This window comes from Lentibacillus sp. JNUCC-1 (genome assembly GCF_009741735.1).
Classification (GTDB): domain Bacteria; phylum Bacillota; class Bacilli; order Bacillales; family Amphibacillaceae; genus Lentibacillus_B.
On the sequence record NZ_WHOH01000001.1, the window covers coordinates 751,888 to 772,663 of the forward strand.

Annotated in this window: 20 protein-coding genes; 3 read left to right on the top strand and 17 right to left on the bottom strand. The window is 44.3% G+C overall.

Annotated elements, in window-relative coordinates:
* Positions 1-5: 5 nt before the first annotated feature.
* The 5 genes from JNUCC1_RS03530 to JNUCC1_RS03550 all read right to left on the bottom strand — a co-directional run bounded on the left by JNUCC1_RS03530 (position 6) and on the right by JNUCC1_RS03550 (position 5,726).
* Positions 6-803 (bottom strand): DUF3100 domain-containing protein, encoded by a 798-nt coding sequence (locus JNUCC1_RS03530; RefSeq protein WP_442915414.1) that lies wholly within the window; start codon positions 801-803, stop codon positions 6-8.
* A gap of 26 nt (positions 804-829) precedes the next feature.
* On the bottom strand, positions 830-1,726 hold the full coding sequence (locus tag JNUCC1_RS03535; protein ID WP_156644125.1) for an NAD(P)-dependent oxidoreductase: 897 nt from the start codon (positions 1,724-1,726) through the stop codon (positions 830-832).
* Positions 1,727-1,793: 67 nt separating this feature from the next.
* On the bottom strand, positions 1,794-3,245 hold the full coding sequence (locus tag JNUCC1_RS03540; protein ID WP_156644127.1) for an aldehyde dehydrogenase family protein: 1,452 nt from the start codon (positions 3,243-3,245) through the stop codon (positions 1,794-1,796).
* An 87-nt stretch (positions 3,246-3,332) separates the two neighbouring features.
* Positions 3,333-4,937 (bottom strand): helix-turn-helix domain-containing protein, encoded by a 1,605-nt coding sequence (locus JNUCC1_RS03545; RefSeq protein ID WP_156644128.1) that lies wholly within the window; start codon positions 4,935-4,937, stop codon positions 3,333-3,335.
* Between the two features lie 207 nt (positions 4,938-5,144).
* Positions 5,145-5,726, bottom strand: coding sequence for a protein-L-isoaspartate(D-aspartate) O-methyltransferase (locus tag JNUCC1_RS03550; RefSeq protein WP_156644130.1), 582 nt, complete (start codon positions 5,724-5,726; stop codon positions 5,145-5,147).
* Between the two features lie 304 nt (positions 5,727-6,030).
* Between JNUCC1_RS03550 and JNUCC1_RS03555 the strand changes: the two genes are divergently transcribed.
* Entirely contained in the window at positions 6,031-7,599 is a 1,569-nt protein-coding gene (locus JNUCC1_RS03555) for a BCCT family transporter (RefSeq protein ID WP_156644132.1), read from the top strand.
* A gap of 92 nt (positions 7,600-7,691) precedes the next feature.
* On the opposite strand, the gene JNUCC1_RS03560 is transcribed toward JNUCC1_RS03555, so the two are convergent.
* From JNUCC1_RS03560 to ald, 4 genes are all read right to left on the bottom strand, one after another.
* Complete coding sequence (locus JNUCC1_RS03560; RefSeq protein ID WP_197431619.1) at positions 7,692-7,916, bottom strand: hypothetical protein; 225 nt, start codon at positions 7,914-7,916, stop codon at positions 7,692-7,694.
* A 237-nt stretch (positions 7,917-8,153) separates the two neighbouring features.
* Positions 8,154-9,221 (bottom strand): RNA-guided endonuclease InsQ/TnpB family protein, encoded by a 1,068-nt coding sequence (locus JNUCC1_RS03565; RefSeq protein ID WP_331713714.1) that lies wholly within the window; start codon positions 9,219-9,221, stop codon positions 8,154-8,156.
* A gap of 26 nt (positions 9,222-9,247) precedes the next feature.
* Positions 9,248-9,424: a hypothetical protein gene (locus JNUCC1_RS03570; protein WP_156644137.1), complete on the bottom strand. Its 177-nt coding sequence runs from the start codon at positions 9,422-9,424 to the stop codon at positions 9,248-9,250.
* 415 nt (positions 9,425-9,839) lie between these two features.
* Complete coding sequence (gene ald, locus JNUCC1_RS03575; protein ID WP_156644139.1) at positions 9,840-10,955, bottom strand: alanine dehydrogenase; 1,116 nt, start codon at positions 10,953-10,955, stop codon at positions 9,840-9,842.
* 351 nt (positions 10,956-11,306) lie between these two features.
* On the opposite strand from ald, the gene JNUCC1_RS03580 reads away from it, so the two are divergent.
* Complete coding sequence (locus tag JNUCC1_RS03580; protein WP_331713590.1) at positions 11,307-12,770, top strand: alkaline phosphatase family protein; 1,464 nt, start codon at positions 11,307-11,309, stop codon at positions 12,768-12,770.
* A gap of 122 nt (positions 12,771-12,892) precedes the next feature.
* Here the strand turns inward: JNUCC1_RS03580 and JNUCC1_RS03585 are convergent, their stop codons facing one another.
* Both JNUCC1_RS03585 and JNUCC1_RS03590 read right to left on the bottom strand, forming a co-directional pair.
* Positions 12,893-13,780, bottom strand: a complete 888-nt coding sequence (locus JNUCC1_RS03585; RefSeq protein ID WP_156644141.1) for a choline/ethanolamine kinase family protein — start codon at positions 13,778-13,780, stop codon at positions 12,893-12,895.
* Positions 13,781-14,017: 237 nt separating this feature from the next.
* Positions 14,018-14,479, bottom strand: coding sequence for a hypothetical protein (locus tag JNUCC1_RS03590; RefSeq protein WP_156644143.1), 462 nt, complete (start codon positions 14,477-14,479; stop codon positions 14,018-14,020).
* A gap of 352 nt (positions 14,480-14,831) precedes the next feature.
* Between JNUCC1_RS03590 and JNUCC1_RS03595 the strand changes: the two genes are divergently transcribed.
* A complete protein-coding gene (locus JNUCC1_RS03595; protein ID WP_156644145.1) occupies positions 14,832-15,749 on the top strand; it encodes a DMT family transporter in 918 nt (305 codons plus the stop codon).
* A gap of 82 nt (positions 15,750-15,831) precedes the next feature.
* On the opposite strand, the gene JNUCC1_RS03600 is transcribed toward JNUCC1_RS03595, so the two are convergent.
* The 6 genes from JNUCC1_RS03600 to JNUCC1_RS03625 form a co-directional block, all read right to left on the bottom strand.
* On the bottom strand, positions 15,832-16,974 hold the full coding sequence (locus JNUCC1_RS03600; RefSeq protein WP_156644147.1) for a plasmid pRiA4b ORF-3 family protein: 1,143 nt from the start codon (positions 16,972-16,974) through the stop codon (positions 15,832-15,834).
* 445 nt (positions 16,975-17,419) lie between these two features.
* Positions 17,420-17,611, bottom strand: coding sequence for a YwbE family protein (locus tag JNUCC1_RS03605; RefSeq protein ID WP_156645383.1), 192 nt, complete (start codon positions 17,609-17,611; stop codon positions 17,420-17,422).
* A gap of 20 nt (positions 17,612-17,631) precedes the next feature.
* Positions 17,632-17,862: a hypothetical protein gene (locus JNUCC1_RS03610; RefSeq protein WP_156644149.1), complete on the bottom strand. Its 231-nt coding sequence runs from the start codon at positions 17,860-17,862 to the stop codon at positions 17,632-17,634.
* 127 nt (positions 17,863-17,989) lie between these two features.
* Positions 17,990-18,616 carry a class II aldolase/adducin family protein gene (locus JNUCC1_RS03615; protein ID WP_156644151.1) on the bottom strand — a complete coding sequence of 209 codons (627 nt, stop codon included), beginning with the start codon at positions 18,614-18,616 and terminating at the stop codon, positions 17,990-17,992.
* A 60-nt stretch (positions 18,617-18,676) separates the two neighbouring features.
* Complete coding sequence (locus JNUCC1_RS03620) at positions 18,677-19,975, bottom strand: amidohydrolase family protein (protein ID WP_156644153.1); 1,299 nt, start codon at positions 19,973-19,975, stop codon at positions 18,677-18,679.
* A gap of 16 nt (positions 19,976-19,991) precedes the next feature.
* Positions 19,992-20,720, bottom strand: a complete 729-nt coding sequence (locus tag JNUCC1_RS03625; RefSeq protein WP_156644154.1) for a GntR family transcriptional regulator — start codon at positions 20,718-20,720, stop codon at positions 19,992-19,994.
* Between the last annotated feature and the right edge of the window lie 56 nt (positions 20,721-20,776).

A 20,776-nucleotide genomic window follows, 5' to 3' on the forward strand; every position in this document is an offset into this window, starting at 1 on the left:
CCCTTTTAAGATTTCATCTTTTTATTGCGATGCATCACACGGTAAAGCTTTTCTGTTAAAGGCAAGCCAATAAATATGCTCACCCATAGACCGGTTGACAATGACAACAAGTTACTTGCTCCTGCAAACGCCGTGATTTTAGTTTCCAGCTCCGGAAACGAAGCAATCAAAGAGCCACTTGCGGCTGCCATCATACTTCCGCTCCCTACACCGGAAGCCATGGCAAACGACAATGGGTTAAGTGGTGTGATTGTCGCAAGAAATCCTGATATGATTCCGAGAAACACTGCGCCAAAAACCGTCCCAAAAATATACATGGCCATGACGCCCCGGCCTTCAGGAGAATTGATTCCAAACTTATCCATAATCAAACCGACGTTGGGTTCTCTTCCAATGGAGTGCGTCATGCCGATTGCCTCTCGCTTCATGCCCAGCATAACCGCAACAGGCAGTGCAACGAGCAATGTTCCCAAGTTCCCCAGCTCTTGTAATATGAGTGCAGGCCCGGCAGCAATTACTTCCGGTAATGATGGTCCAATGATGACGCCTATTTTCGCCAGCAGCAAGGCAACCCCCAACACAATAATAGGTTCTGCATTCTTAGACTGTTTCTCTTTTACAACTGGTGTGAAAAACAAAATCAGACCAATCACCAAAGCATATAACATAGGTAACAATAAGATAACACCAGGTCCAACAGGAATTCGAAAAGTCCCGATTAATTCAGTTAAAATTACGATTACAAGTACCAAAGCATGCAAGCGCCAATCTTTCCAAATCCCAAAAATCGTATCCCCGTTCATGGTCATTCCTCCCCTTTTTAAAAGATTTATGTTTCCTTAACTTCCAACATTCCTCTCACCACTTCATACACAGCCGTCGAATCTTTCCCCCCTTTCTGTTGTATGCCCGCGATTTGAAATAATTGAAGCGCAGATTGACTTGATAGAGTTGAAATCAGATGATCCTCCGCTAGATTGCGGTATAAATTCATATCTTTTAACATGTTAGCCAGCGAAAACTTCACTTCTTCAAAACTTCGGTTCAATATGTTCGGACCAAACACATCCATGACCTTTGTTTGAGCTGAACCCTTTTGAAAAACACGCGCGATCTTTTCTTGTGAGACCCCTGCCTTTTCAGCGGTGATCAGCGCTTCACTCAGCAGGGAAATTACCCCACCGACAAGCATGTTATTGCATAATTTGACGATTTGTCCTGAACCACTTTCCCCGATATAATCAATATTGGTCCCCATCGATTCGAGCACAGGTAATACATTTGAAAAAGCGTCCTCATTTCCACCAACCATAATTGTCAGGGTGCCTGACTCAGCCCCGTCCGGTCCGCCGCTTAATGGACAATCCAAAAACGCTAATCCATAATGTCCTGCCACAGCGTGCAGCTCTCGTGTGACCTCAACGTCGTTTGTGCTCATATCCAAGATATAAGATCCCTTGCGCATTGACACAAAAGCGCCTTCCTCACAGTCTGTCAAAACCGTTTTGATCAATGATGGTGAAGGAAGCGACAGAATCATAATATCCACTTTTTCTGCCAATGACGGAATATTATCCTCAGCAATTGCACCTTTTTGAGCTAATCGTTGTACGCTTTCTTTATTAATATCATACACATGGACTTGATATGCCTTTTTCAGTAAATTGGTTGCTATGCCAGACCCCATCAAGCCACAGCCTACAACACCTATATGTTTCATCGTCATACCCCTTCCCTCTTATGACTTTTGAGAGAAGGCATAGCAGCATCAACCACTATGCCTTTTTCAAAAGTTATGGCTTGATGTAAACCGTTTTATAATCCGTCCAAAAATCAAGTGCTGTAGATCCTTGCTCGCGCGGTCCGATGCTCGACGCTTTTTTACCCCCAAAAGGATATTGATTCTCAAAATAATTGGATGGAATATTGACATGTGTGACGCCGGACTCGATATTGTGAACAAAATCAAATGCTTTGTTTAAGTCATTCGTATAAATGGTGGACGATAAGCCAAATTCATTGTCATTTGCGAGTGCCATCGCCTCTTCATACGTGTCAACAGCGGTAATACCCAAAACAGGCCCGAAAATTTCCTCATTATAAATCGTCATATCTCTCGTCACACCACTGAAAACAGTTGGCATAACAAAGAAACCTTTGTCCATGTCGTTCTCTGTCAACTGTTTACCGCCGTACTCCAGTTTCGCTCCTTCGTCTACGGCTGTGTTGACATAGTGCAGATAAGTGTTTAATTGACCCTCATCAATCACAGGACCATTATCCACACCCTCTGTAAACCCTTCTGCTATAACCAATTCCTTGGCTCGCGCTACTAATTTTTGAATCAAGGTTTCAGCGACGGGTTTCAAAACAATTACCCGACTGGTACCTGTACAGCGCTGCCCGTTATCTAAAAAGCCGCTAATCACCAGATTTTCCACAACATCATCAAGATTGGCGTCTTCCAAAACAATGGACGGATTTTTGCCTCCCATTTCGGCTTGCATTTTAGCGCCTCTTGAGGTCACTGCTTTTCCTAATGCCAAACCTACATCGGTTGAACCTGTAAAGGACACGGCTTTAATTTTCGGATGGCTTCCGATCGCATTGCCAATTACCCCACCCGGACCTGTCACCATATTGATCACACCTGCAGGCACACCTGCTTCCTCGAACAGCTCCATAATTTTAATGCTTATGAGTGATGTGTTGCTGGCGGGTTTAAAAACGACCGTATTACCGGCAATAATGGCTGGGGCAATTTTCCAAATGCCAATGCCAATCGGGAAATTATATGGTGCAATAACCCCCACAACGCCCAGTGGTTCCCTTAATGTATAACCAAAGACAGCGCTGTCATTTGATGGGAGCGTTTCTCCTGCCAGACGTGTGGCCTCCCCACTGAATTGCTTCATTGCTTCAATTGTTTTTTTAACTTCCCCTTTTGCCTCCCGAAAAGATTTTCCCACTTCTTTCGTAATAATTGTTGCCAATTCTTCCTGTTTATCTTCCAACAGCTGTATCAATTTAAAAATCACATCACCTCGCCTCGGGGCAGCAGTGCGTGACCAATCGCCAAAAGCATCTTCAGCCGCCTGGATGGCATGTTCCACATCTTTTTCATTGGACTTCTGAAAGGTTCCCAGCACGTCTTCTTTGTTTGCTGGGTTAATGCTGGTATATGTTTCATGTGTTTCAGACTTGGTCCACTCACCATTAATATAATTAAAATAAGTGCTGCTCATGATCTAAACCTCCTAGAATATTCATTATATTCCATATTAGCAGTCAGCACTCACAAAAATAAATGTGGCAAGCAACAAAAATCACCCCTAATTTTTGTTGCTTGCCACATATAAACGAAATGCAATGACTAAATCGATCCAGTCTTTTTCAGCATCAAAATCAATATTTAACACGTTTTCTATTTTTCGCAGGCGATAATACAATGTGTTTGGATGAATATGTAAGTGTTCTGCTGTTTGTTTGTGATTTTTATTGAGTTTGATAAACATCCGCAGTGTTTCAATAAAGGCTTGATCCAGCGTGTCAAAATTGCGTAATTTATCTTGCATGAACATATCCAAAACGTCTCCATCTACTTCATACAACAGGCGTTCAATCCCAAGCATCGGATATTCCACGACATCGATATGATGTAATTTTCCATAACCAACAGATCTGAGGGCCTCATTGTAGGAGACAGACAGGTTGTCAATTCGCGTTTCGCGACCAATGCCATAAATAATGTTCATATCCTTGAATTGTACCTGGATGTGTTTGATGAGTTGATTTTTACGGCTGTGTTCAAGCTCTGGGATGATCATAATCAGCTGAAATGCCCTTGTAAGCACCAGGCTGTCCAGACCAAATGTCGCTATTGCTTGTTCGATGGCTTGAATAAAGCGTTCTTTGTCAATCAGTTTATCAGGCTTCCACAACGGTTCAGTTCGGCCTTCAAGAATGATACATTGTACATGCCAATCCTCGTCCCACCTCACATATTGAAGCACATTTTGGAAGTCACGACCCGAAATTCCTTCGATCAGCTGGTTAAACACTTCGCCTCTTAAGTGAATCTCTTTTTCAAAAAGTGCGTTGTCTTTTATCAGCTCCAAGGCAATCGATAAACTCGCCTGTTCAATCGCAATTTGATTCATATGCGTAAAATCCTGAAAGGGCTTCTCAAGATTCAATACGCCGAGCACATCATTGCCTCTTACAATCGGAAAAACACAGTCATCCGCCGTGTTTTCACAATCGGTACTGAGGGTGACATCGGAATGAATAATTCGTTCTAACAACTGGATCACATTTTCAATCCCCCGGCCTTCGATAATGAGTTTATAAAATCTGTGATGGATTGAAATGGACTGTTTGAGCAAATCATTCTTTTCTTTTAAGTTCTGGTACATACGGGAGTTCTCAATTGCGATTGCACTCTGATCGGCTACAGCTTGAATGACTTCCATATCTTCTTCTGTGAATAGCCCTTTTTGGCTGAAGTTATCGACCACCACAATCCCATAACAGCGGTCTTTGTTTAAGATGGGCACTACGAAAGCACTTTTTATTTTCTGTTTGTTTACACCTTGATAATAATGATTGTAATTCTCTTGAGACATGTTATTCATAGCCTGATCGATTTCCGATTCAGACATAAACAGTTTAGGTTTTTTGTCATTGAAGACTTTCCCGGAAATAGACTCACCTGGAGCAAAGGCTATTTTCTTAAAATGCGCTTGATCGATGCCTTTCCCTTCCGCAAACCGCAGCACTTTCTCCTCTTCATCATACAGATAAATGATAAAAACACTGGACGCTTCCAGCAATTCGCTTGCAGCTTGAATAACATTTTTCAATATATCTGTAATCGTCAAAGACTTCGTCAGCATCCGATTAATCTCCAACAACTTCTTCGCCTTCCGAACATCCAACACCCTCACCCCTTCGTTTTCTCAGTATAACACGAAACAAAAAGCACCCCCACAACCAAAAGAGTTAAGGGGGTGCCTGGTGGGTGCTTCCTGGTGAGTGCCTGTCACTTCCCGAATTTTGTCAAATAATGTCGAAGTGGTGTTTGAGTTTGGCGAGGGAGACATAAAGCAGGAAGTACGCCCCGGGCAACATGAGATCACGCTTTTTTACTCGTACTTCCCCCTCAATCTGACAAACGCAACATCCTCAAGTTTCGATGTGCGGACTTCACCATTTGCTCCTTTTTCAATCATTTGCAATTCTTGAAGGTGGGCTCCGCCAACGGGAATGATCATTTTGCCGCCTGGAGCAAGCTGTTTCACGAGCTCGTCCGGGATCTGGGTTGCAGAAGCGGTGACCATGATACGGTCGTAAGGGGCGTGCTCAGTCCACCCAAGGCTTCCATCTCCATTTTTAAAATGAATATTAGTGAAGTTTTTGGCATGCAAATGTTCTTGTGCCTGTTTGTAAAGAGCCTCAATCCGTTCGACAGTGTAGACTTCTCTAGAAAAAGCGGCAAGCAGGGCGGTCTGATATCCTGAACCAGTACCGATTTCCAATACTTTGGATCCGGGTTCCGGCTGAAGGGCGATGGTCATATTTAAGGCAAGCGTTGGCTGGGAGATCGTTTGCCCATGCCCAATCTGCACTGGCAAATCCAGCGAAGCTCCCTCGCTATTTCCAGCTATGAAATCTCTGCGGTTCAATTGGTCAAAGTAAGCTTTAATTTCCTTTTCACGGTTAGTCATTATAGATACCTCCCTTGCATTCAAAAGCATGTTTCCTCTGACACTCTTCATATCTCCCCCCGAAAACACTCGACAAAATTCGTCATTTTTCGGGAAGTGACAGGCACCATTGGGGCACCAATCCGCCCCCATTAGTTCAGGGGTAGTATTAGGGGGATAATATGTTACGATAGTTATGTTATCCATTTTTAGACAGTTTTCCCTCATTTTAGGATTCTAAAAAGCAATCCGCCTATTTTCGCCAAAGCAAAGTATGACTTGGTTGAAAACACACAAACTATTCAACGAGAAAGGTGACATGCATATGAAAAAGAGTCTAATCGATTGGCCGACGTTTATTGGAGCTTTGGTATTATTACTTGGTGTCAGCATTCCGCTCGCCGTTTTTCCTGAAGAAGGAAAGAAGGTTGTAGACCTTGCCAACGAATTGATGACCACCAATCTCGGTGTTCTTTATTTGATTTTCGGTTTGGCCACGTTTGCTTTTCTCTTATTTGTTTCTTTCAGCAAAAATGGGAAAATCAAACTTGGTGACAGAAAAGAGAAAAAAGAATTCAGCACGATCTCATGGGCCGCAATGCTGTTTGCGGCCGGCATAGGATCGAGTATTCTGTATTGGGGCATGATTGAGTGGGCTTTTTATTACCAGGGACCGCCGTTCGGTGTTGAACCTGGATCAGAAGAAGCTATCAAATGGGCATCATCATACGGTATTTTTCACTGGGGGCCTGTGGCATGGGCCATTTACACCCTTCCCGCTCTCCCGATTGCATACTTTTACTATGTGAGAAAAACGCCTGTTCTTAAAATCAGTGAAGCGGTCAGACCAGTTTTAGGAAAAGCTGTCGATACGCCGCTTGGCAATGTGATTGATATTCTGTTCATGTTTGGCTTGATGGGTGGTGCCGGGACAACGCTCGCGCTCGGGACGCCGATGATTGCGGAAGGGGTTCATGACATCACAGGACTGCCACCGAATTTAATTACGAAAACAGTTATCATGATTTTGTGTACGACGATCTTTGCTGTCAGTGCCTATTCCGGACTTAGGCGTGGAATCAAGGTGCTGAGTGATATTAACCTGTGGCTTGCTTTTTTCGTTCTCGCTTTTATCTTTATATTTGGACCAACACTTTTTATCAGCGAAACAACCTTTACAAGCCTCGGCGTTATCATGAATAACTTTTTCGAAATGGCGACATGGCTTGAGCCGCTCGCCAATGTTGGAGGCTTCGAGGAAACAGGATTCCCGGAATCTTGGACAGTTTTCTACTGGGCCTGGTGGGTGGTGTACGCCCCATTCGTCGGTCTGTTCGTCGCCCGGATCTCCCGCGGTCGTACGATTCAGGAAATGATACTTGGAACGGTGCTATACGGCACGCTTGGAAGTATTTTGTTTTTTGGAATCATGGGGAATTACGGTCTGTATTTGCAGCTGAGCGGGAACTTTGATGTTGTCGGCTTTATGAATGACTCCAGTCCGGAAGCTGCAATCATCGCCATACTGAATCAATTGCCAATGGCCGGTCTCATGGTAATTGCGTTTACGATCCTGGCCATTATCTTCTTGGCGACTACTTTTGATTCGTCATCGTACATTCTTGCAGCTGTTGTACAAAGAAAAGTACAGAAAGAACCGCTTAGATGGAACCGTCTGTTTTGGGCGTTCACGCTTTCGTTCATGCCGATCGTATTAATGTACGTCGGGGATTTGAAAACATTGCAAACCGCGAGCATCGTCGCTGGTTTTCCAGTCCTGTTCATCATGACGCTGCTGGCTTGGTCATTTATGAAAGCATCAAGCGCCGACATCCGATCATCCAAAGACTACAACTCACCAACCATCCACATCACAAAACGAGAACGACGCTAAAAATCCAGAGAGTACCACATAATTCAGGGAATGCTAAAATTCGGGGAGTGCCTGTCACTTCCCGAATTTTGTCGAAACGGAGGCGGAGTGAGCTAGCTTATAGTCACTCTGCCTTTGGCTTCGACAAATTCCTGATATTTCAAGCGTTTTTCCGATTGGAGCCCTGTGAAGCAATTCAAAATCTCATCATGGCTTATTAGAGGATCTTTGATTTTAGATACATAATGCCGGTAGCTGCTCCAGCGATATTCCTTTGCCTGTCTGACCAGGCCGGATTCCAGCGGATTCAAGTGAATGTAACTGCTGATTTTTAACATGCCATAATTCGTTTGAATGATCTTATCAAAAAAACGCTTTTCAAATACGTGACCTGTTAAGTTGTTTTTCGTATTTTGACACTCCCACAGCTAAAGCAGTGGGATTCTCGAGTGCTAAGACGTTCGCAGTCCCTTTCGGTTTTGAACTAGCCTCAAGTTAAGGGGCTGCCATGGCCCCGTCCAACTGCGTTATGAATTGTACCGCAATTGGCGGTATACCTGTTACCGGTACACGAGTTATATAACTTGTTTATGTTTGGAGATGCCTGACAGGGCTTTTGCAATATTGATACTTGCATTTAAATCCGCGTGGTTTTTATAGCTGCACTTTTTACATTTGAACCTCAAACCATTACGGTTTTTCTTGTCACAATTTCCGCATTTACATGTTTGCGATGTATAATTTGGCACGACATATTCAACCGTTATGCCTGCCATTTCTGCTTTATACTGAATGAATGTCTGAAGCTGATGGAAGCTCCAATTGTTCAGGTTTCTGCCTGCCTCTTTTTTTGATTTAGCCATGCGAATACCTGTCAAATCTTCCATTCTGATCAGTCCAACACCGTTGGACCTGGCAAAACGTATGATTCGACGGGATATAGTATGATTCATTTCTCTCATCCAAAGCGACTCTTTATCTTTTGACTTTTTGATAGCTTGAAGTTTTTTCAGCTTGCCCAGCTTGCGTCTTCTTGAAGAAAATCTTCTTCTTTTGAAGGCTATTTGGTTGCCTTTAAAAAATAAACTTTTCGTGCCGACACTGCATGTGGCGATGTTTTTCAACCCAAGATCAATACCCAATACCTTCTCATTGGTCGTTTTTTCTACGTCATAGGAAATGGCAATTGTCACAAACCAGCGGCCTCTCTTTTTAAAAAGGTCGACCGTACCTTGTTTGGCTTCACCGTTTAAAATCTTATCGAGCCATTTTTGCTGAAACGGTCGGACGACCAAAGGCACGCCGATACGTTTTTCAAGTGTCGGGAAGCTGATTTTATAAAGGCTGTCATATTCTATTTTGGCGTTTTGGTTATTGAACGCACACCAGAGCCGTTTATATTTTTTCGCTTTTTGGTGTCTCTTTTGACTTTTTACATCCCGAATCGTTTGATTAACAACTGCTGAGGGCAGTTGTTTGTTGGATGAGAACAGCTTGAAAACTTTGGATGTCGCTTTGTTTAGATCGTCATAAGTTAAAAGCCAATTAGCAAAATCCGTGTTTGTTTGTGTCATTGTTTGATACACATTTTGTTTTTCTATTGTCGGCTTTAGCAATTCTACTTTCAGAGAAATTGTTGGCACCATTTCACCTCCTCAACTGTATTATATCAAATCAAGAACATATGTTCCAGTTTCATTTTAATTGTTTTGAACCTTTTATTTTTAAGATCATGTCTTAATATATTCGCTCTCATCCCACACCTGAAGGAATGGGCTTTCCCGCTCATTAGTACGGTAATATGATAGAAAGCCTCTGGTACCCAAATGCGCTTTTCTCTCGCCACGTTTGCACCTCCTATCTGGTAATTTAATTCGTTTGAAATAACCATCGACATATTTCGTCATTATTCAGGAAGTGACAGGCACCACGAAGTTCCGTCACCATAAGTCACCTCGACGCCTCTCAGAAAGGGCATCATCAATATAAGCTAGATTGTGGAAATGTGCAAAATGCTAAAATTTCATTTTGAGGGTTAAAACCTTAACAAAACAGGTGTGAAATCGACTCTTAGTGGTGATTAATAAAAGATTTATGAATTTTCCCTCTTCAAAAGGAGTCAAAATTCCTTTTTACATAAAATAAAAAAGTGCTCCATAAGAGAGACACTAAGTCTAACCTATGAAACACCGTATGATTTTTCGACATAATTCGGGAAGTGACAGGCACCTCCGAGTCCCCTGAGCTGACCGCTTCGGGGACTATCCAAGCAAATGCTCTGCTTTATCGTATGGCAGGTCGAGTGATTCGGACACGCCTTTGAATGTTACTTTTCCTTGGAGAGTATTCAGCCCTTTCATAAGGGCAGGGTTGTCAAGGCACGCTTGCTTGTACCCTTTTTCGGCAATCTGGAGAGCATATGGAACTGAAACATTTGCCAGGCCGATCGTTCCAGTGCGAGGCACAGCACCAGGAATATTTGCCACCGTATAATGAAGGACGCCATGCTTCACAAACACTGGCTCATCATGACTGGTAATCCGGTCACTCGTTTCAAAGTTACCACCTTGATCAATTGCCACGTCAACGATCACAGACCCTTCCGACATGTCACGGATCATGTCTTCTGTCACCAGCACAGGTGCTTTTGCGCCCGGAATCAGCACAGAACCAACGACCAAATCTGAATCTTTGACCTCGTTAGCGATGTTCATAGCATTAGACATAATCGTGTTGACCGACGACCCGAACATCTCACTCAATGTTCTCAACCGGGCCGGATTCAGGTCAATTATGGATACTTCAGCGCCTAGATTACTGGCAACTTTAGCAGCGTTCATGCCAACAACACCACCGCCAATCACAGTAACTTTTCCTCTTTTAACCCCTGGAATGCCAGAAAGCAAGATCCCTTTTCCGCCTTTTGGCTTCTCCAAAAATTGTGCGCCAATCTGAGTTGCCATATTTCCAGCAATCTCACTCATTGGGGTCAGCAGCGGTAAAGAGCGGTCCGGCAGCTGAACTGTTTCATAAGCAAGACCGACCACGTTCTTTTCGATCAGTGCCTTGGTCAGGTCAGGGTTGGCAGCCAGATGCAAGAATGTAAACAAGATCAACCCATCATAAAAATAATCATATTCTTCGGGGAGCGGTTCTTTGACCTTCATCACCATTTGTTTTTTCCAAGCCTCAGCAGCTGTCGAGACAATCACTGCCCCAGCATCCGAATACGCTTCGTCAGAAAAACCGGCGCCAGTGCCAGCCCCAGCTTCCAAAAACACCTCATGCCCAGCATTTGTCAAAGTCACAACACCCGAGGGCGTAATCGCAACACGATTTTCACTTTCTTTAATTTCCTTGGGTATTCCAATTTCCATCGCACATACCTCCTCATCACTATCGTTACAATCTATCTTCTATTATATACCTCCCATATGCCTCATGAAAACCATTAGCTAACAGAAGGGTTTCGACAAGTGCCTGTCACTTCCCGGTTTTTGTTTTATTTTGTCGAATATATCAAGTGTTTCTGCACAAGGCTTTCAGCGTTTAATCCACTTTTTCCAGACATAAAATCTCCCATGCTTTCGACAAAACTCGGGAAGTGACAGGCACCACAATGACTCTACGATGGAATCCCTTTTGCATAATTTCTGGCGGGTTGTGCAGTGTAATATGCAGGACGCTGATTATGTCAGTGATTATAGTATAGAAGGGCGGGGATATTTGTGGCACAACAGCAATCAGCGGGGAAACCGGTCATCCTGCTCAATATCGATTCTCTGATGCCTTACGCACTGGAACAAGTGGCTCAAACAGGCCGAGCGCCGGCGCTTCAGTTTTTAATGGAAAATGGTATGTATTTTCCCGACATGGTCTCATCTTTCCCAACAATGTCTGTTACGATCGACAGCACACTGCTTACAGGAACATATCCGGACCAACATCAGATCCCTGGACTGCATTGGTTTGATATCAATAAAAAGCAATTCGTCAATTATGGCACGGGCTTCAGGGAAACCTTTCGCATTGGGATGCGCCGTTCCATTCACAACATGCTTTACCGTTTGAATCATGAGCATTTAAGCAAGAACGTCACAACCATTTACGAGGATCTGGCGCACAAAAACACGTCTTCTGCTTCCATCAATTCTTTTGTATACCGGGGAAATCATCCGCAACGTCTCAAGACGCCAAAACTTCTTAGCGCATTAACCCACTTTGAAGATGGTGAATGGATTGCTGAGACGCCCACTGAATTTTCTTTGGGTGCTTTTTCCAAATTCCGGTCAAAAGGTGTCCCGACTCAAGTGGCAGCCGGGAATTATAAATATACAGCGAAGGAATTAAGACATCTGATCAAAACAAACAAATTGCCGCAATTCACGTTTTGCATATTCCAAGATATGGACACACGGCTTCACTTCAAAGGGCCCACGTATATGAAAATGATTTTGAAAATCGATAACGAAATTCAAAAAATACTTAACATGTATCCCAGCTGGAAAGAGGCACTTTACCAGAATATATGGATGGTCATTGGTGATAATGGCCATTCCGCTACAGGAACGCGCCGTCGTAAGCACGCGATTGATTTACGCAAAATTTTCAAGCGTTACCGAATTGCGCGCCTGCAGAAGTCAGTCACTGAAAAAGACCAGCTCGTCCTGTGTGTCAATCAGCGTATGGCGTTCATTTATCTGTTAGATAAGAAAGCGTCACTTGATTCATTAGTGGCGTTGCTTAAAAAAGACAAACGAATTGATGTGATCGCTTGGAAACGTGACGGAGCTATTCATGTCGTTTCAGGTATCAAAGAAGGTACTGTGTCTTTCAGGCCAAATGGTCCAGTGACAGACATCTATGATCAAACCTGGTATATTTCAGGCAACCTCGACATTCTGGATCTTCATGTAACCAATCATCAATTTTTAACGTTCGGCAATTATCCGGATGCCCTTGCCAGGCTATACGGCGCCTTGCATTCGCACAGCGGGACCTATCTCGTTGTCAACGCAAAGCCAGGGTATGAATTTAAAGCACAAGCCACTCCAGCCCATCTCAGCGGCGCAGCACACGGCTCCCTGCACCGTCAAGAATCACTCGTCCCCTTGCTCGTGGCGGGCACAAACAAAAAACCCGCTCATCGCAGGTTTACAGACATGAAAAACTACATCCTCAATCTCTGTTAAAAAAGGAAAGTGCCAGGATTCACAAAGGAGGGTGCCACCAAGAGGGTGCCTGTCACTTCCCGGATTTTGTCATTTTATGTCGAAAGGACAACCAAATTGTACTTTCTGAGGTGGGCTCTTATTCACACCCCACCTTCTATCAAATTCGGGAAGTAACCGGCACCGCGCTCAAAACGGTCTTCGGCGTAGGTGCCGTGATCTGCTCCCTGTGTTTCTTTGTAGACGGTCCAGAGGCTCCATAGATAATCTTGAAATATCTTGTGCATATGGACCCGCTGCTTTTCCTCATGTCGCGGTGTTCTGCCAAAATAGGTACTCAAAAACATGCCTTCTTCTGCGGCGTCAAAATCACTCTCCAACATAAATGCTGCCACATCCCACATCGGGTCAAACATCCCACTATATTCCCAGTCAATCAAATACAACTCGCCAGCCCCGCTCAAAATAAAGTTAAAGCACCCCGTATCAATGTGACATGGGAGTTCCTTCACGTTCAATGATTCATAATAGGCCAGCAAATCATAAATCCGCCCTTGCATCCTAGTATATTTTTGAAAAGTGGCCGGAGCAGCCTCTCTGACCAGACGTTCATAATGTGTCAGCAACCCGCGCAGATCAAAACGGTTTTTCATGGCATGAGGTGACTTGTGAAGTTTGTGCAATACCTCAACCACCTGACGCATAATAGCCGGATCTCGTACCAATTCATCTGTTAGCGTCGTCGAATCTTGTATTTCCCGGGAAATTTTCATGCCAGTTTCGACATCAATATATACAAGCTCAGGATTAATGCCAAGTCCGGTCGCAAAGATCAGATTATCGCGCTCAGCCTCGCGGTTCACCAGCTCATCCGTCCCAACACCCGGCAGCCTCACAATGAAGCCCTCTCCATCCACTTTGACAGCATAATTCACATTTGTCATCCCACCCACCGGTCGAATATCCGACACAGTTGCGCCTTCCAGTTGCAATGCCTCCTTCACGGCTTCGAAAACGGTTACATCACTCATGACAACTACCCCCTTAATATTAGAATGAAATCTCAATACATATTAAAAAAGATCCCACCTGCAACGCTACAATTAGTATATTACACGTGATCACTGAAGTTACTGTATTTAAATTACAGTTATCATTATTTTAGCAAAATTAAGTCATAAAAGCTAGAAAAATAAAAAAGCATGTTGAAAGTCCATGCTTTACGTTTAGATCTTTTTACTTTTGGGATAAACTTCTATAGCACTCTCTTACAAAAGCTTTGAATTCCAATAATCCACAAAAGCTTCATACGCCCTTTTTTCAGCAAAATAAGGAAGCAGCTGACTGACGCTTAATTTATACGATTCGATCGTTGGGACATCATCACGAAGCGCTTTTTCCATCCGATGGTTGCCATCAATGATTTTAAAAATGCCAGGATTGAATTCGACCTGGATTACCGGTTTGGTCAGGTCTGCCATGGGTAAATGAGCTTCGTTGATCCCTGGGCGAAACTCGTAAGGTCGATACCATTCCGCAACTTTGATCGTGACTGTAGCTTTATCCTCATCACGCCATACAGGCTCTAATGCACCGCGTTCAATATCCTCTATCATTCTCGTAATATTAAAGCGGAAAATACCATTTCTAAATACTTCATCCCCTGCTTCTACAGGGAAAGGTTCAAAACTGTCGTCAAAAAAGAGCTTCCTGGAATCATTTTTCCTCATCACACTTGCTCCTTTACGTTAAAAATACGCTTCTCATACCGTTCAAACGCTCTCGCACCCTTGATTATAGACAATCACCTAAAAAATTGCACTCCCATTCGACATAATTCGGGAAGTGACAGGCACCGGCCGTGGCATCTGGCTGGGGCATCCGGCTGTGGGACTGACTGTGGAACCACAGCGACGCCGCCCCGTCCCTGACTCCATCCCGTCCACCGCACTCACGACTGCCTCTCTACTTCTGTAGCTTCCAATTTTCTCAGATTAAAAGGTTGTTTTCGCTGCCTTAAACTTATATAGTATGGTTTTAGCACTTTCAAATTTTACTGAAGAAACGTGGTGAGGCGATTTTATGATACGGATTTATACACTTTTATTATTCGTCATGCTCTTATGGGGGATGAACGTTTCCGCGATCAAAGTCCTGGTCGGGGCTGTGGATCCGCTGCTGTTGCAAGGCTTTCGCGTCATGATTGCAGGGATTGCGGTGCTCCTCATTTGCGCCGGGCTTGGAATCTTCCGTCTCCCAAAGAAACATGAATGGCTGACCATTGCCTTCATCGCCATTTTCAATGTAATCCTACACCATTCATTTCTCGCTGTGGGACTCGAACGTACGAGCGGTATTAACGGATCGCTTATACTCGGCATGAATCCGCTGATCACTGCAATGCTGGCCTTTCTTATCCTGCACCAGCGTATGTCCTGGCTCAGAGTGGCAGGCTTTATCCTTGGTTTTGGGGGCGTTGTCGTCACCACGCTGACAGGTTCAGGCGAACTCACAGGCCTCTCACTAGGCGACATTTTCGTATTTCTCGGCATGTTCGTCCAGGGCCTCAGTTTCATCCTAATCAGCAAGCTAAAGCCTACACTCGATGCCCGACTTGCAACAGGCTATATGCTCGTGTTTGGCGCTGCGGTCATTTTTCTCACGAGCCAGGGCTTCGGGTCAGACATTCAGGACATCACACGCCTATTTGACTGGCAGCTCGCCGGCGTCTTTTTGTTCAGTGCCATCCTCGCCACCGCGTTCGGACACATGACCTATAATTACGCCATTAAAAAAGTCGGTCCAGCCGAATCCGCAATTTTCCTGAATTTGAATACCTTATTCGCCGTAACCGCTGCCGCCGTTTTCCTGAACGAAACGATCACCCTCTACCACACAGCCGGCTTCATTCTCATTTTGACCGGTGTCTTTCTCGGTACCGGCGCCCTGGAACACCTTATATGGAAACGCAAGATGCGGACAGAACGGAAAACATGGTGACGAATCAAAAACAATCCCTTCCACTTTATTGGAGAAGGGATTGTTTTTAATATATCTATAGATTTCACATCTCAAACGCCACTCATCGGCTGTCCAGCATCCGGTTAATCAAGTCCAAATCAAACCGCTGATACAGCTGCCCGCTCAGCCATTCTTTCATATGTGTATGGTCAGGATGCTCTTCGTCATTCATAATCTCCAAAAATTGCACATACCCGGACTCACCGCCAACATCCTCAGGCGGAGCGTCTCCTCGTCCATCCAAACAAACTGGATGATTAACCGTCGAATCCTCAACCACTCTGAGCACATCGATCCGGTGGCGCCAATCATCTCCAAAATCATACACATACACCAGTGAACCTATTTCAGGCAGAAACTCAGACAGCTTGACACCTTTTTCCAATTTTACCGGCACACCTTCATTCGGTCCATCCATCATCATTTCATCTGGGACAAGTTTGACCACTGGTTTTGCGCCTTCCTCTGTATATGCCGGGTGATTCACGTTGTAAGGTTTCTCCAGCTTCTCATTTCCAAACAGATAAAATGAATGCAAATGATAATCCCACCAAGCAAAGGCTGCCTGCAAAATTTCGTGAAACTGCCAGAAAGTTCGGTTCAGCGGTACCATCAACCGCCGCCAAACCTCCTGTTCCCCGAGCATCAGCCGGACATCCATTTCAGCTGCCCGCACGCTCAAAACATCACCGTGAGAAAACGCTTGTAATTCTTCAAGCAAGGCTTCAGCCGGCTTAAAGTAATCCGAGTTGCCCATCCCGACAAGACGCCAGCTCAAACGCAGACTGTGCGGGATCTGAATGACGTCTTCTCCTTCCATCTCACTTTCGTAAAACGGCGCCTCTTTACAAGCCTGAGTCATCCGTGCAACGAACTTCCGGTCATTCGTTTTACCAAAAAACACTTCCCCGGCCTGTTCCAAATACGCTTCAATCACATCTTCTTTGACGCCTTCCTCAAACCACACCGTCCGGATCGCGTCTTTAATGAGCGTGTCCAATTGAGAGAAATCCTTAGCACGCAAACCATACAACACAATCACATACAGACTCTTATCATTCACCAATAAAACGGATTGCCTGCCTCTCAGTTTAATCAAATTCGCATGCCAAGAGAATAATCCGCCCGACTCCAAATCTGCCATTGCCACTTCATGATGCTGCTTGACTTTATCAAGCAGCTTCTTCGTCCCATGAATATACATATAAACGCTCCTTTACAAGTCCTCTTAAGCATATTAAATATTACAAAAATAATAAATGAATTCAGATTGTTGCACGCTCAGATTAAGATATTGATATCATACCAAAGTATGATTGAATAGAACAGTCAGACACTTCTATAGACGAATGCGCCTCTATGTAACATCTGAGCTGTTCCAAGTAAACTCATTCTCACATATACCCTGTATCCCGTAAAATAATACCTAGATCATCGTTATCGTCATAAAAATTCAAACCTCATTATATGGTGCCTATGCAGCACTATCTTTCCCTGTCCAAGCTTAGCTATCCATTTACTTTCAAGCAAAGCTGGTATGATTTAAACATTTCTATGCCAAAAAACCCACTTGTTCATCCTAGGTAAGTGGGTTAAGATTTAAACATTTAAGGATCAAGCTTCAACAAACACCTTAAACGTGGCGTTACTTATTTAATTTCCTTCACACGTCCGACAACGCCCGATTCAAGCCTAACCTTGATTCCGTGCGGATGAGTCGGCGAATTCGTCAAAATCTTTGCCACCACACCGTCCGTCAGCTTTCCAGTGCGCTGATCCTGTTTCTGCACGACACGCACATGCTGCCCAATTTGAATAGCATCTCTTCTCGTACCATCCATCACCAAAATTCCCTTCTCAATCATTCGTCTTCTTGATCGTCTGCCCCATCTTCCACAAGGCGCGCAACGTCCTTGCCACACTTCTTGCATTTACCTTTAAGTAAAATCCCATGAAAATCATCATGCATTGTATAATCGACAATCGTCGTCACATAGCACTTGCTGCAAAACACATTGTCCAGCAATTGCCGTTGAATATGCTTGGGAATCTCACGCCACTTTTGCGCCGCTTTTATATCCGTTACAGACATTAAAATACCCCATTTCAAAATGATTACTCAGCTCCCATTGTAAATCAAACACCAATCAATAAGAAGCATAACGATTCGACATAATTCGGGAAGTGACAGTCACTTCCCGAATTATGTCGAAATGGGGTTAGTTGCTTGTGTAGGTTTTAAAACTTTGCCGGGCGTCGTCGAGTTGGGCGTTGGTTAGGGGATTGACACTCCCCAGAGTGTGGCTGCCATAAGCGAGATGGGCGACTTCTTCGATGACTTCAGCCCGTCTGTAGGCATCTCCCATGTTTTCCCCTACAGCGACAACACCATGATTGGCAAGCAATACACCATTGCTCCCTTGCAGTGTGTTGACAACATGTTCAGCCAGCGCCTCTGTTCCGTACTTGGCATAAGGTGCGACAGGTACGCTTTTTCCAATGTCTGCAATCGTGTAATGGACAGGGGGAATCGGCATATGTGCACAGGCAAAAATGGTTGCGTATGTGGAATGTGTGTGAACAATCGCATTGATCTCAGGGTTCTTCAAATAAATATAGCGGTGCATCGGAGTCTCAGATGAAGCTTTTCGAGTTCCGTCCAAAATCTCTCCTGTTTCAATATCCACTTGCAAAATATCATCTGCCACCATTTCGTTATACGGCAAAGCAGATGGTGTAATGTACATCACATTTCCTTTTTTCATACTTACATTGCCGGAAGTCCCGACAGTCAGCCCATTATCATAGCTCATCTTAGCATACGTGAAAACTTCTTCGCGTGACATTTCGCATGTCTCCTTCCTCTAAATGGCTTAAAAGCGGTCACCCGAAAAAACAGGCACCCTTCAGCTGCCGAACAATTTATTTTTGGATTCTAAAACATGCCATTTAATCTTTTCTTCATCAAGTGTCACCACATGTCCTTTCTCATAAAGCACACGGCCATTCACGATGGTATAATCCACATCATCAGCTTTTGCTGAATAGATCAAATGGGACAAAATATCGTTTAAAGGCAGGGCATGTGTCCGGTCAACGTTTACGAGTGTAAGATCCGCTTTTTTGCCAACTTCCAACGTGCCAATCTCTGATTCAATCCCAAGTGCTTGAGCTCCGAGTGCTGTTCCAAGCTTCAATGTTTCATAAGCCGACAATGCCGTCGGGTCTTCTAAATGAACTTTCTGCAAAAAACTGGCAAATCGCATTTCCTCAAACATATCCAGCACATTGTTACTCGCCGATCCGTCAGTACCGAGTCCGACAACAATCCCCCGCTCAAGCATGTCAGCAATCGGCGCAATCCCGCTCCCGAGCTTCATATTGCTTTTCGGGTTATGAATGATGCCAGCTTGTGAACGTGCTAGGATCTCAAGCTCCTCTTCGGACACATGAACACCATGCGCAGCAATCACATGCCGGGAAAACAAACCAATTTCGTCCATTAAAACGATGGGTCTCTTGCCATACCGCTCTATAATGGTGTCAATTTTACCCCGCGTTTCGTTCAAATGGGTGTGAATCGAGCAATCTAGGTCATGTGCTGCTTCAACCAGTTTTTCAATCAATTGCGGTGAACAGGTATAGGGCGCATGCGGCGACAAAATCGCTTGAATGCGGCCTTCCGCTTTGCCGTGCCATCTTTTCACAAAGTCAACACATTCAGCGAGCACATCCTCTCCATGGCCATCCTGTTCAATAATCCCTTGCGTCAACAAAGCACGCATTCCAGAAGCCTGCACACCTTCCGCGACCTTGTCCATGCCATAATACATATCGCCAAATGTCGTCGTACCCGATTTCAGCATTTCCACCATGCTCAGCATCGCAGCCCAGTAAATATCCTCAGAAGACATCTTCGCCTCAATCTTCCATATCTCTTGAAGCCATTGCTGGAGCGGTAAATCCCCGGCATAGCCCCGCAAAACACTCATCGGGGTGTGGGTATGCCCATTGATTAAACCTGGCATCGCCACCAAATGCTCACCATCAATCACCCGATCCGCTTTCTCAACCAAGGTGTGATTAGGGGCAGAACCGAGTGCATTGATCACGCCTTTTTCAATATAAATATAACCGTTTTGAATCACCGCATCAGCATGTGTCATTGGAACGACGGAAACGTTTTTGATTAATAGATTTTCCATAGGCACTACCAGCCTCCTAACGTCTTCTGATCAGATGAAATTTAAGCACATCACTGCGAATATAGCTTTCACCGTAATAAACGGTTTTGTTTTGTTTCGTATAATAGACCTGTTCCAGCACTTGGAGCGCTTCTGAAACTGGAACATTCAGTTTTTCCGCAAGTTCCGGTGTGGCATTTTTAGCGTAAATATTACAATAAGAATGGGATATGAACGTATCCTTACCCGACTCCAAATAATCGAATATCGACTCTTTGTCCTGATTCTGAATAAAGTCTTCATTAATTACGTCCGGCATGCCATAAGCAATATCATAGGAAATGGGACGTCCGTCTGCTATCCGAACCCGCTCAAGTTTGATCACCGCTACGCCTTCTTTGACATTTAATTGGTTGGCCACATGCTGGTCAGCACGCACTTCTGTAACAGTGCCTTCCAGCGTCCCGGGATTTAGATCTTTTGCTTTCAGAAACTCTGTGATACTCTCGAGTTTTTCAAGTCCGGCCTGCAATGTAGGGGTATTTGACAAGACATAAGTGCCCACACCGTGACGCCGTTCCACATACCCGTCAAATTCCAGCAGCTGGAGCGCGTCTCTTAATGCGGTCCGACTTACTTTTAATTGTTTAGCCAGATTGATTTCCGAGGGCAACTTGTCCCCCACTTCAAATTCACCAGCTTTTATTAAACCGGCTATTTTTTTATGGATCCTCTCTGGGAGAGAAAGGGGTTTTTCAATCTCCATCGTATTTCCTCCTTGATCGAACACAGTCACTTACATATTAACTGTAAACCCCTTCC

Excerpts from the sequence above, each read along its gene's own strand:
- JNUCC1_RS03530 (WP_442915414.1), bottom strand. The coding sequence starts at position 803 with ATGAACGGGGATACGATTTTTGGGATTTGGAAAGATTGGCGCTTGCAT.
- JNUCC1_RS03535 (WP_156644125.1), bottom strand. The coding sequence starts at position 1,726 with ATGACGATGAAACATATAGGTGTTGTAGGCTGTGGCTTGATGGGGTCT.
- JNUCC1_RS03540 (WP_156644127.1), bottom strand. The coding sequence starts at position 3,245 with ATGAGCAGCACTTATTTTAATTATATTAATGGTGAGTGGACCAAGTCT.
- JNUCC1_RS03550 (WP_156644130.1), bottom strand. The coding sequence starts at position 5,726 with ATGACTAACCGTGAAAAGGAAATTAAAGCTTACTTTGACCAATTGAAC.
- JNUCC1_RS03555 (WP_156644132.1), top strand. The coding sequence starts at position 6,031 with ATGAAAAAGAGTCTAATCGATTGGCCGACGTTTATTGGAGCTTTGGTA.
- JNUCC1_RS03560 (WP_197431619.1), bottom strand. The coding sequence starts at position 7,916 with ATGTTAAAAATCAGCAGTTACATTCACTTGAATCCGCTGGAATCCGGC.
- ald (WP_156644139.1), bottom strand. The coding sequence starts at position 10,955 with ATGGAAATTGGAATACCCAAGGAAATTAAAGAAAGTGAAAATCGTGTT.
- JNUCC1_RS03585 (WP_156644141.1), bottom strand. The coding sequence starts at position 13,780 with ATGAGTGATGTAACCGTTTTCGAAGCCGTGAAGGAGGCATTGCAACTG.
- JNUCC1_RS03590 (WP_156644143.1), bottom strand. The coding sequence starts at position 14,479 with ATGAGGAAAAATGATTCCAGGAAGCTCTTTTTTGACGACAGTTTTGAA.
- JNUCC1_RS03595 (WP_156644145.1), top strand. The coding sequence starts at position 14,832 with ATGATACGGATTTATACACTTTTATTATTCGTCATGCTCTTATGGGGG.
- JNUCC1_RS03600 (WP_156644147.1), bottom strand. The coding sequence starts at position 16,974 with ATGTATATTCATGGGACGAAGAAGCTGCTTGATAAAGTCAAGCAGCAT.
- JNUCC1_RS03605 (WP_156645383.1), bottom strand. The coding sequence starts at position 17,611 with ATGGATGGTACGAGAAGAGATGCTATTCAAATTGGGCAGCATGTGCGT.
- JNUCC1_RS03610 (WP_156644149.1), bottom strand. The coding sequence starts at position 17,862 with ATGTCTGTAACGGATATAAAAGCGGCGCAAAAGTGGCGTGAGATTCCC.
- JNUCC1_RS03615 (WP_156644151.1), bottom strand. The coding sequence starts at position 18,616 with ATGTCACGCGAAGAAGTTTTCACGTATGCTAAGATGAGCTATGATAAT.
- JNUCC1_RS03620 (WP_156644153.1), bottom strand. The coding sequence starts at position 19,975 with ATGGAAAATCTATTAATCAAAAACGTTTCCGTCGTTCCAATGACACAT.
- JNUCC1_RS03625 (WP_156644154.1), bottom strand. The coding sequence starts at position 20,720 with ATGGAGATTGAAAAACCCCTTTCTCTCCCAGAGAGGATCCATAAAAAA.